The sequence below is a fragment of the Superficieibacter electus genome (genome assembly GCF_002915575.1).
GTDB lineage: Bacteria > Pseudomonadota > Gammaproteobacteria > Enterobacterales > Enterobacteriaceae > Superficieibacter > Superficieibacter electus.
Window position 1 is genome coordinate 62,632 of record NZ_PQGD01000026.1, and the last position, 10,195, is coordinate 72,826.

A 10,195-nucleotide genomic window follows, 5' to 3' on the forward strand; every position below is an offset into this window, starting at 1 on the left:
ATTTTTACCCTTAGAAATCAAGCGCCTGGTATATATCTGACGCAACAGTCATTGTAACGCCACAACATATAGACATAATTATCATTGCCTATTTTTTTGCGCCCACCTTTAAGGGTTGACCAGTCATGTACCGAATCACCAAGACGATGACAGCAATCCGGCCCTTTCGCCTCAGGAGTTGGGAAAAGCATTGAAAGCCGATACTGGGAACGAGGTGTAAAGTATTCCCACGTTTTCTCACACATTGCGTCTGCTCCCATCGTTCGCATCAGCATTCCCTGGCGATGTAGTTTAGTCAGAAGACGCTGGGTTATCAGTGAACTCGTCCTTACAGCGTCATCATTTGCGTAAATGTGGCCGGTTAATGGATAAAGGTTGCCATCGCATCCGGCACAAAAGTATGCAGCGAGATTATCCTTTCCTGCTGTTACTGCTACACAGTCAGCAGCGCACACCATTGAGGCAATTGGGTTTGCAAAAACTACTGCCTCTGGATTCAGGACGAGTGTAAGCAGATCACTTTCCCACATAGGGTCCACTTCGCTTATATAGGTCAGGCTGGCATCTATATAGGGTTCAGCAGTGCACTCGCCAATAATCAGTAATTTGAGCATTGTCATGATTGGGAACTCCCAAAGATGAACATCGTAAAATCCGGCTTCAGTTGCTGTCATTGGCTGATTTGTGTTGCTTTTACCAATATCAAACTGCGATTTTTGAAGCATCGTGCCTTCAAGAAAGGGGCTGCACCAGGGGCTCTTTACAACTTCTACAATCTTCACCGGCTGAAAGAAGCTCAATTGCCAACCTATTTCCGGTACGCCGTTCTGATCTGTGCAGTAGCAACCCGGACGTGAAGGAGCAGCGCCTTCTGGAGCTGCCCCTATGCCCATTATCCTCATGGGAAAAATGCAGCTCCAACAGATATTCTTAATCAAGCCCTGCCACACTCCAGCTGACTGACACATAGCCCCAGGGACTCCAGCATCTGCTGCCATAGCCATACCCGGTATAGAAAGCGAAAGCATAACTGCTACAATGAACTCTAAAAGTAACTTTTTGAATTTTTTCACCATCATGCTCACTTGGATGTAATAAATGTTGCAACACTTTCGATATAGTCGACGGCTTTGGTAAAATAACTTCTCATCTGGTCCGGATAATTTAGCGTCAGCCATGTTGCAAAGAGAGCGCCTATAATAAATCCGAGTTTCATCTTATTTTTCCTCTGAAAGATTTGGGGCTCCGATACCACGGACTTCTGCCTCGCTAAACAGGGTGATCCGGAATTTATCTTGGTCAGTAGTTATAAGCGCAGGTGTGTTTTTAATCTGAAAGCGTGAGATGATCTGTTCGTTAACTTTAAACACCTTACCGTTAAATTTTTCACGTAAATCATTTAGGTGATCCCATCCATTATCTTTTTGGATACGGGTAAACATTGGCATTACTTTTCCACTACCCAGACGTTGTCGATACTGCTGCTCAGCCCATACCAGCTGGCCCGGATTGAGTGGATCGAAAATTATCATCGTCAGGTTTTGAGGAAATCTCGAAAGTGGATTAATCAACTCACCGGCGGAAGCTATTACACGGCCCTGCTTATCTTTTACGTCCTGAGTGACCCTCACTGTAGGGTCAATTAAAAATTCTTTGTGTTCCTGGGCAGGAGGGAGGTCGACCATCCATTGATTTTTCCATGTGTCAGAAACGGCCCTTTTTTTTGCACCTTCCCAGTCATATTTTTGTGCACGTTCTTCCAGTTCTTTAATGATGCTCTTTTCTTCAACGGGATAAGTGGTACCAGCAACCGGGAAAATATCCTGATCGGGTTTTTTAGCAAGTTCTCGCTGAAAAAACTCAACGTTGAAGGAGCCTACCATTTTTGCAAAACGAGCTTGCTCCCTAGAAATAATTGTCGGTACTTGAGTTACTTGATACTGACTGAAGCTATCAGGATCAATTGTAATCAAAGGAGATTCAAATTTTCCTTTGACAATCATTTGGTTTATTGCTGCCTGTGTCTCTGGTAGCCGAGTAGTTCCTTTCTTTAGACCATTGAAAACTACACGAGCTTTATGCTCTGAGGCCGTACGTAGAAGGTCTTCCAGTACATAATCCGGCAAGCTAAATGAAGCAAAGATCGTTATTCCATTTTCAGTTGATAGTGCTTCTTCACGTGTGCTATCCATTTTTCTTTCGAAGTCAGCAGCTGTGATGCCCGAGGAACCAAACAATTTTTCGATATTTTTAGATTGTCCTCGCATGACTTCCGGCTTATTTTCCACAGCTTTCAGAGCCGCTTCATTAAGGCTGGCGTTTTCTTGAATTTCATCACGTCTTCTAATTATATCGTTGACAGCTTCAGAGTTATTACTTTGGGCCCTGATAGCCTGGGTATGGTCTATAACTGCTTGAACACTATCCGCATTCATACCGGGGACGTAACCACGGTTTATTTGCTTGCTCAGGTCCTGGTTTTTTTGGAGTGCTTCAGCTTGCGCTATGTACTTCTGCACATCTGGTGATTTTAGCGTAGCATCAAGGCTAAGAGCCCCATCTGGCTGCTGTGCACCTTTAGCCTGTGCCCCAAGCCCTTTTGCTTGCTGAGCGATTAGGTCAGCATCATGTTGATACTCAGTGCTTGCATTTGTATTACTTAAAACTGCACATAACGCAAGTCCAGGAAGTATTGGTAAATATTTTTTATTTACATTAAAAGATCGCATATGTTTTCCCAATTACTGAATTCAGCTTTACTGTTCCCCAAAAACGGGAATCCCATGAGTGATCGGTTTGCCCAATTAGGAAAACTTCGCCTTCAGGAATTATCAATTCTTTTTCAATCAAAATGGACGGAATATTGTATTTCTTCGAAATACGACGTGCATTAGCTTCAAAAAATTTGTCCCCGTTATAAACCCCATCCATTGTTACTTTAAGTTTGTCACCGCCCACACCGGCAACAATTTTTATGACTCGTTCATTTTCTGGGATAAAACGTACCGATTTCGGCATGTTAAATGCTATGAGTTCACCAGTTTTAATACTTTTATCCGAATGATCAATCATATAAAAATCAGCAGGCAGGCACCCATTCAATAAACCGTATCCAAATGTATAACGGGTGAAAAAGACACACATAACGAGAATCAGCAATAAAATATTAAGGGGGACATACCAATCCAGTATAAGCAGCCCTCTCTTTTTAGGTATGTAGTCGCTCATATTTTTCTCACTGGCACTGAAGAATATTTTTACTAGGCAGATGCACCTCTATCCAAGTAATTATTATCCATGTTTTTCAACGCTCGGAAGTCTGCAAACCAACCTAATATTCACCTATAAGAATGTTAATTCCTCAGCATGTATACGCAGCTTTGTTAGCGGCCATGAAAGATGCCTTTGGAGCAAAGTTACTTTCCGACATTAATTTTTCAAAGGTCCAATTATTGGGTATAAAAAAGCCGGGACATAATGTCCCGGCTTTATATTTAAAAATTAACTACTCACTGCTTGGTATTGATACAGTGTTTTCAGACTTACTTGCCTCTTCAGCCGGTCCGAAAACTGTCACGTGCTGTGTTGCAAAGTCTCCACTATCATCATAAGCAATTACTTTTATGTCCTGCTTACCACGGTTAAGGTTTTTAGAAAGTGTAGCCGTACTACCGAAAACGTTCCTTAATTCGCCGTTGATGAACCATTCATATCTAACCATTTTTCCATCAGTATCATCACATTTATTGGTAAAGCTCCAGCTTAGGTTGGTTTCCGTGTAGCTCAATGTACAATTAGGCACTGCGTTTTTAACGACATCAAACTCAACAGATGCTGAACCTCTCTGTCCAAGTTTACTAACAACATCAATTGTAATCTCGTATTTCTTTTCTTTTAAACCCGAGATCAGTTGAGCCCAATAATTTTTGCCGCTGGGTATTACTTCACCGTTCACCTTGTATGTGACCGTATCTATCGAGTCCGCCGAATGAGATAGCTTGATGTTTGACCTTAAGGTTACATCGAGTGGAGCTCTCATATATTTGTTAGAGAACTTGGGTGTCATCTCAACGTTCATTGGCGTTTGTTCATCGACAACAAAGGTATTTTCGATACGCTGTTCATTGTTTCGGTTATCTTTGAAAACAACCATCAATGTATATTTGCCAGGATTTTCAATTGTAAATTCTTTGGTGTCACCTTCATCTTTAGTGATTACCAGATTCTCTTTGTCGTAGATCCATTCACGGGAATAAGTAACACCAGGATAGTCTCCATCCTTAATACCGCTCAACGCAACGCGTAGGGTGGTCGGTGCCATGTCGTATTTAAGTTTGGAGCTTATTTTCATCTCGGGAAATTTATAAACCCACGATTTGACAGAAACTCTACGGGTAGAAACCGTATTCTCCTTATTGTCCGCTAACCATGCACTGTATTCAAAAGCAGCATATCCCTGTTTATCCAACATTTGCTCAGTAAGGGTAACAGACAGTGAAGAGCCCTTAAATGTCTGGCCATCCGGTGTTTTCCATTCTTCAACTACGTTATTACCATTCTGGTACTTACTGTTAGGGTTCGTGAACTTACCTTCCAAAGTAACTTTTTGACCAACCTCTACCTTTGAAACCCCCGTTACCGAGACAGAAAGGCGCTTGGGTTTTGCGGCTGCCAACCGAGCAGACGTTTCCTTCCATGAAGACTCCTCTGCCAGTTCATCGGAATCAAGGTAACGCATCCGGGCATAAATCGTAGACGGTAGGGTATCAGCTGAAGCCACAGTGTAAGTTGTATCTCCCTGCACCCAGTTGACTTTATCCTCTGACCAGAGAACCTCAGCGGTGCCTGCTGGTATAGGTTCATCGTTATCAAGCAGGGTTACAGGTATATCTGAGCCCTGAAGAATGTCTGTAACATCTATACTGAGCTTAGGCTGCTTGTAGGTAACTACCGTTAAGGCATCTGTGTAGGAAATCTTGGATGTGAATTTATTAGTCATTTTTGCCCTATAAAGCCACTTTCCTACTTCTGTCTTTTTGATACTTACACTTCTCTTTCCGGTCATGTCGGAAAGCATGGTCCAGGTTTGACCATTATCAGAGGACTGCTGCCATTCGGTGGGGGCGAGTGCATCAGAGTTAGCCGTACTGGCAGATTTGAAGCTTACCAGAGTACTAAGTGGGATCCTTCCGATAATAAGGCTTTTCGACAGGTTACCCTCCAGTTCCTCACCTTTATAGATTCGAATGCCTACAGCACTGGTCTCACGTTTCATTTCAAAATCAGAGAATGGCGATCTGACCTTAGCCACACCAACCAGACGCATATTACCCAGATCCATATTTTCAATTTTAATCTTGGTTTCGACAATGCCCGCATCATTGACCGGCAATGCTTCAGTCAGCGCAGTTCTTTCGTATGTAGTTTTATAACGGCCTGTTTCTGGATCTTTGCCGTATACACTTTTTTGAGAGTATATCGTGACGTCCCATTCTCCCATTGTTTTACGGTCAAATGCACTTTTACGTGTGGAGTTGTTATAACGCCCCACTGTTACCTTTAAGGGCACTTCAAGAGATGTGGCTGTTTTTTTGTCATCCACTTCCATCGATGCTCGAATATTGAAATCAGGCACCGTATATACGTTGAGGGTGTCTGTAGTTCTTAATTCTGGATCCTTTGAGTATTCTACAGCTATGTCAAAGACGTTCTTTGTCCACAATGGTGCAGCAGCAACCTTGACCCTTTGTACAAAGGTCGTTGCATCGTTGTTTGAGGAACGATTTTTAAATGACGTTTTGACAGCCTCAGAGCCGTTTTGAGAGACGATCATCGTAACGTCAGCTGGTACCACCTTCGCTAATATTCGAGCGGCCTCCCCCCCGGTCGTATAAGCCAGAGCAGTGTTCGGATTGATGCCTGCTATGACTTTATTCTTTTTGTAAGAGATGATCGGGTTGTATGGTAATTGTGTGGTCAGAGTACGGCGATTCCTTGCGGAAACCGCTTTAGAGCCCTTCCCGTTAATCATATAGACTTGATAGTCGAGCAGATTCTCACCTGTTTTATTAAAGAATCCAGTTAGACCCGGGGTACGTCCTTTAAAATAGAACTCCAACCCATCAGGGACATTGTTCCACTGAGGGTAGCATGCTGTAACATCTGATTTTTCCCCATACCAGGCGAGGTAAGCATTCGCATTTTCCTCTGTGGTAAACAGAGTGCATTTATCACCAGCTGTTTGACTAAGCAGGTCCGTATACTGACGTACGCGCGAGTAAAGAGTTACGTTTTTTTCCAGATTCTTAAGAGTGAATCCAGTAGGTTGATAAGTGAACACGGTACTGAAATTTACGTTTTTTCCATAAAGGTTTTCAGCCACCACAGTAATCTCGTGATCCGAATTAACTGCTAAATCGTCTCCAACCGGCAGGTAGTAAATACCTTTATAATTTGTAGGTGTTAACGAAACTACTTTGTTGTCTATTGTTACTGATTTTATGTCAGCAACCCCAGCCTGCCCCTGGAAAGCTGCAACGATAATCTCGTTCAGGAAGTATACGGGTGCTCGTTTAGTTAATACCTGCCCATCTTTGAGAACCATAAGCGTTGGGTTATCAGACAGCATCAGTTTGCTTTCAGGCTCAGTGTACGTAGAAGAGTTTTTGCTCGTATTTTCTACTGTAAAAGTCGCTGCGTAGGACCCGTTTATAAGATCCGTTAAGTCAAAGATATAGAGGTACTCATCACCGACTTTTTGAGGTCCACTTACCGGCTGTAAAGTTCTACGTAAAGGGGTTGCCCAGGACTGTTTGAAATCAATCTCAGTGCCATCATCTAAAGTCACTTTAGTCGTCGGCTTAAACACGCCATCCGGAGTCATAGTGAGCGACATAGCTGTTGGGAGCCACCATTCACCTTCTGTTTCTTGCTGGGGTACCTTAACGGCCACAGCAACGGTTTTGGCTCCGGTATAGATGTCCTGGCCACCTACTTTGATTGTTTTAGCCTCATCGGTAAAATTCCAAAGTGTATGGTCTACTACAGGAGGCCGATAATCCCAGTTAACAACAAGCTTTTTGGATTCAGGAGGTGCGAAATAATTATTCTTAGAGTTTGCTGTAATTGTGATATCACGTGAACCCAAAAGTTCATCTGTATCACTGGCCTTAATGCTTCCAACTTCAATGGTACAGGAAGTTCCGCCAATAGGTACTTCACAGGCGGAGCCTGAACCTATTGAGATGTATTGAATATAATTGCGGGGTTCAACAGAAACAGCGATATCTTTGATCGCTTCATCCTTTAAATACGATTTGAAAGAAAAGCCGTCATAGACTAATCCGTTCAGGGATGATTTAAGACCGGTGATAGTTGGTTTTACCGGTGCCACACTTTTGATTGAATATTCACCTTTTACTATTTCAACTTTTTTCCGTTCAGAACCAGAGAAGTAAGAAATCTTGTAAGGTAGTTTTAAATCACCGGTGGTGTTGGGAACGCCTGAAAGAGTGAAGCCGTTAGAAGTTAATCCCAAGGTATTGGGTAACCACTCAAAAAAACAAACGAGGTTATCAACAGAGGAAGTCGCTCGATCATCAACCGTTACATTACAGGCTGTGCCTGCACCTGAGGCAGTGATAGTGTTAGAATTAACGTATGCAACAAAGTCGCCCGGCCCCGGGTCAAAGGATACGGCTGGCAAATCAGCCTGTAGCTTTCCTGAAATCATAATCGCTTCAGCATAGACCGCTTTAATCGGAGCAATTAAAGAAAACAACAGGGCTAAACCTAAACCTGATTTTCTCATGACGAATACCTGTTTTTCTGAGCAAAATTAAACTCACTTTACGATGAAAAACAGAAATATCCGTTCGTATAACATTTAAAAAAACCTGTATTTTTCCGTATATTCCGTATGTTAATGCGCTATTTTGAATTCTTGGCTTCAGATAAGCGAAGCGCGGTAATTATAGACTCGGAGCTTACCCAGGGCGTTTTTTGAGCAAGATATCCAAGTATGTAGAGGCCAATTTTAACGCAATCCATTTGTGAGACGGGGACCATGTGCATGAAGGGTTTTAAGCCATCTTTATCGACTGGAACTATCCCTGCGGATAACAACAAACCGCCCCTCTCGTTTGGGGTAACGCTTATATTTTTGTATACGACGTGGCCATGATGTGAGGTTTTCCTCTTATCAATCTTTAAAGTATGCATGATTCTAAGAAATACAGATGCCATCTGCATAACTTCATTCGTCGACAATTTTAGAAGTACAGAACGGTTTGAGCCCCAGTCATAATCTTTTTTTGCGTTCCTTGGAGCGACGTGCAATGTAAGATAATAATTATCAATCTCATTTGAAAAAGGTGAAGGTTTTGATGAGCTAACATCTTCATTGTTCATCTCAATGACAAGGGCTGCATCCTGACCAAATGCTTTAACATTATGGTTTTTAAGAGCGAAGTCTGAAGTTGCCATATAAAAAGTCACTTTTGATAAAACCACATACCGCCTAATGATTCATCATCGGCAAGATGCTTGAAATTTGATAGTGTAAATCCTGTTTTGGTTTCAGAAATCACCAGGCTGTAAGATGCCGTATGTACAAGGCGAGAATTGTTTAGATCAAGATCATCACAAAAACCAGGGCTTTTGACGGGGTCAGCCTTTTCAACAAAAGTTACTTTTGAAGCGATGCCGTTGATCACGATTTTCTCGTTATCAGCAATTTTAATGTTTAAAGAAGGCGAGCTTTTATCACATGGCAGGAAGAGTGATGTCTTTTTAAATGTGTTTCCAGTGAAGTCCAAAAGGTCAGGTTTAACCGGAACATTGTTTAGGATTTTATAAACTCCAGCAAATGCACATAACACAACAAAACCAGATAAAACATATCTAATCTTAGACTTCATCCCCCAGTTCCTCTCCTAAAAGTTTTAACGCGCTTACGCACATAAGCCTCAACTGATACAGTAAGTTATCAGCGGTTATTCCACCAACGAAGGTAACTGTACGTCGTATTGATGCTCCGCCAGGCTCGCACTGGATATGGCCAATACCAGAATCACGGAGGAAGTCATTTTCTGCACTTACAAGGTCTGACTCTACAGGTGGAATGATAACTTCAATGAGTATTGTATCAACTGGGGCCCACTCCCAATCGAACTTAAGAGAGGAAATTGGGGATATAGAAACAAGAAGCTCATCAATATTAAAAATTACGGGTTTTATTCCCATAACCTCAGACTGAATGAAGTGGCTTTCTACCATAACTACCGGAAACTCTGAAATAGTCAGAACTCCGATTAACTGGTCTCGGCGTAAACCATGTATTAGTGAGTTGCGAGATAGCATTCGATCAGCCTTTATTATAATAATCAATCATTTGGGACAAGGACAAAAGGGATTACAGAAACGAAGATTCTACATGAACATCGTTGTCAGTGACCTTAGGTCCATCGGGTATAAGGGTATCAAAAAATCCTTACATAACCATTAAACCACAAAGACTTTTTACGTAAAATAATAATTAAGTACCAGATTTATTAAGATAATTCTTAGGTTTTTTACAAATTTAGGAAAAATCCGCACTTCCTGTAACAGCATCCAAATTAACCTAAAATACCGTTTCATTAACAGTAATTTTACAGATTCAGCTGAAGCCTGAGTTTATTATAACAAAAAAAAGGCCAGCAAGTATGCTGGCTTTCCTGGTAAGACAAGTTGAACTCAGAAGTCGATTGTACTGTCTCTCACCTATCTTGCGGCTTTGTTGAATAAATCGAACTTTTGCTGAGTTGAAGGATCAGATCACGCATCTTCCCGACAACGCAGACCGTTCCGTGGCAAAGCAAAAGTTCAAAATCACCAACTGGCCCACCTACAATAAAGCCCTCATCAACCGTGGCTCCATAACTTTCTGGCTGGATGATGAAGCTATTCAGGCCTGGTATGAGTCAGCAACACCTTCTTCACGAGGCAGACCTCAGCGCTATTCTGACCTTGCCATCACGACTGTGCTGGTCATTAAACGCGTATTCAGGCTGACCCTGCGCGCTGCGCAGGGCTTTATTGATTCCATTTTTTCTCTGATGAACGTTCCGCTACGCTGCCCGGATTACAGCTGTGTCAGCAGGCGGGCAAAGTCGGTTAATGTCAGTTTCAAAACGCCCACCCGGGGTGAAATCGC

8 protein-coding genes are annotated in these 10,195 nt (G+C 42.3%); 1 reads left to right on the plus strand and 7 read right to left on the minus strand.

The window, feature by feature from the left end:
* Positions 1 to 17: 17 nt before the first annotated feature.
* From trhU to hdtA, 7 genes are all read right to left on the minus strand, one after another.
* On the minus strand, positions 18 to 1,073 hold the full coding sequence (trhU, locus tag CHU32_RS23835; RefSeq protein ID WP_181231580.1) for an IncHI-type conjugal transfer protein TrhU: 1,056 nt from the start codon (positions 1,071 to 1,073) through the stop codon (positions 18 to 20).
* Between the two features lie 144 nt (positions 1,074 to 1,217).
* Positions 1,218 to 2,729: a TrbC family F-type conjugative pilus assembly protein gene (locus CHU32_RS23840; RefSeq protein WP_001256132.1), complete on the minus strand. Its 1,512-nt coding sequence runs from the start codon at positions 2,727 to 2,729 to the stop codon at positions 1,218 to 1,220.
* Positions 2,716 to 3,228 (minus strand): IncHI-type conjugal transfer protein TrhF, encoded by a 513-nt coding sequence (trhF, locus tag CHU32_RS23845; protein WP_001286760.1) that lies wholly within the window; start codon positions 3,226 to 3,228, stop codon positions 2,716 to 2,718. The genes CHU32_RS23840 and trhF overlap by 14 nt, the downstream gene beginning before the upstream one ends.
* Before the next feature lie 277 nt (positions 3,229 to 3,505).
* The gene (gene rsp, locus CHU32_RS23850; protein WP_001232109.1) at positions 3,506 to 7,810 is read right to left on the minus strand and encodes an IncHI-type conjugal transfer protein RSP; all 4,305 of its coding nucleotides are present in this window, start codon (positions 7,808 to 7,810) and stop codon (positions 3,506 to 3,508) included.
* 119 nt (positions 7,811 to 7,929) lie between these two features.
* On the minus strand, positions 7,930 to 8,484 hold the full coding sequence (locus CHU32_RS23855; RefSeq protein WP_000235773.1) for a plasmid transfer protein: 555 nt from the start codon (positions 8,482 to 8,484) through the stop codon (positions 7,930 to 7,932).
* An 8-nt stretch (positions 8,485 to 8,492) separates the two neighbouring features.
* On the minus strand, positions 8,493 to 8,918 hold the full coding sequence (locus tag CHU32_RS23860) for a hypothetical protein (protein ID WP_000836981.1): 426 nt from the start codon (positions 8,916 to 8,918) through the stop codon (positions 8,493 to 8,495).
* Positions 8,908 to 9,360, minus strand: a complete 453-nt coding sequence (gene hdtA, locus CHU32_RS23865) for a H transfer determinant A (RefSeq protein ID WP_000952689.1) — start codon at positions 9,358 to 9,360, stop codon at positions 8,908 to 8,910. Before hdtA ends, CHU32_RS23860 begins: the two co-directional genes overlap by 11 nt.
* Positions 9,361 to 9,803: 443 nt before the next feature.
* Between hdtA and CHU32_RS23875 the strand changes: the two genes are divergently transcribed.
* A partial coding sequence (locus tag CHU32_RS23875) for a transposase (RefSeq protein ID WP_129741720.1) occupies positions 9,804 to 10,195 on the plus strand: 392 nt, incomplete at its 3' end.

What these genes read in the sequence shown, in the direction of transcription:
- CHU32_RS23840 (WP_001256132.1), bottom strand. Translation starts at nt 2,729, where the DNA reads ATGCGATCTTTTAATGTAAATAAAAAATATTTACCAATACTTCCTGGA.
- trhF (WP_001286760.1), bottom strand. Translation starts at nt 3,228, where the DNA reads ATGAGCGACTACATACCTAAAAAGAGAGGGCTGCTTATACTGGATTGG.
- rsp (WP_001232109.1), bottom strand. Translation starts at nt 7,810, where the DNA reads ATGAGAAAATCAGGTTTAGGTTTAGCCCTGTTGTTTTCTTTAATTGCT.
- CHU32_RS23855 (WP_000235773.1), bottom strand. Translation starts at nt 8,484, where the DNA reads ATGGCAACTTCAGACTTCGCTCTTAAAAACCATAATGTTAAAGCATTT.
- CHU32_RS23860 (WP_000836981.1), bottom strand. Translation starts at nt 8,918, where the DNA reads ATGAAGTCTAAGATTAGATATGTTTTATCTGGTTTTGTTGTGTTATGT.
- hdtA (WP_000952689.1), bottom strand. Translation starts at nt 9,360, where the DNA reads ATGCTATCTCGCAACTCACTAATACATGGTTTACGCCGAGACCAGTTA.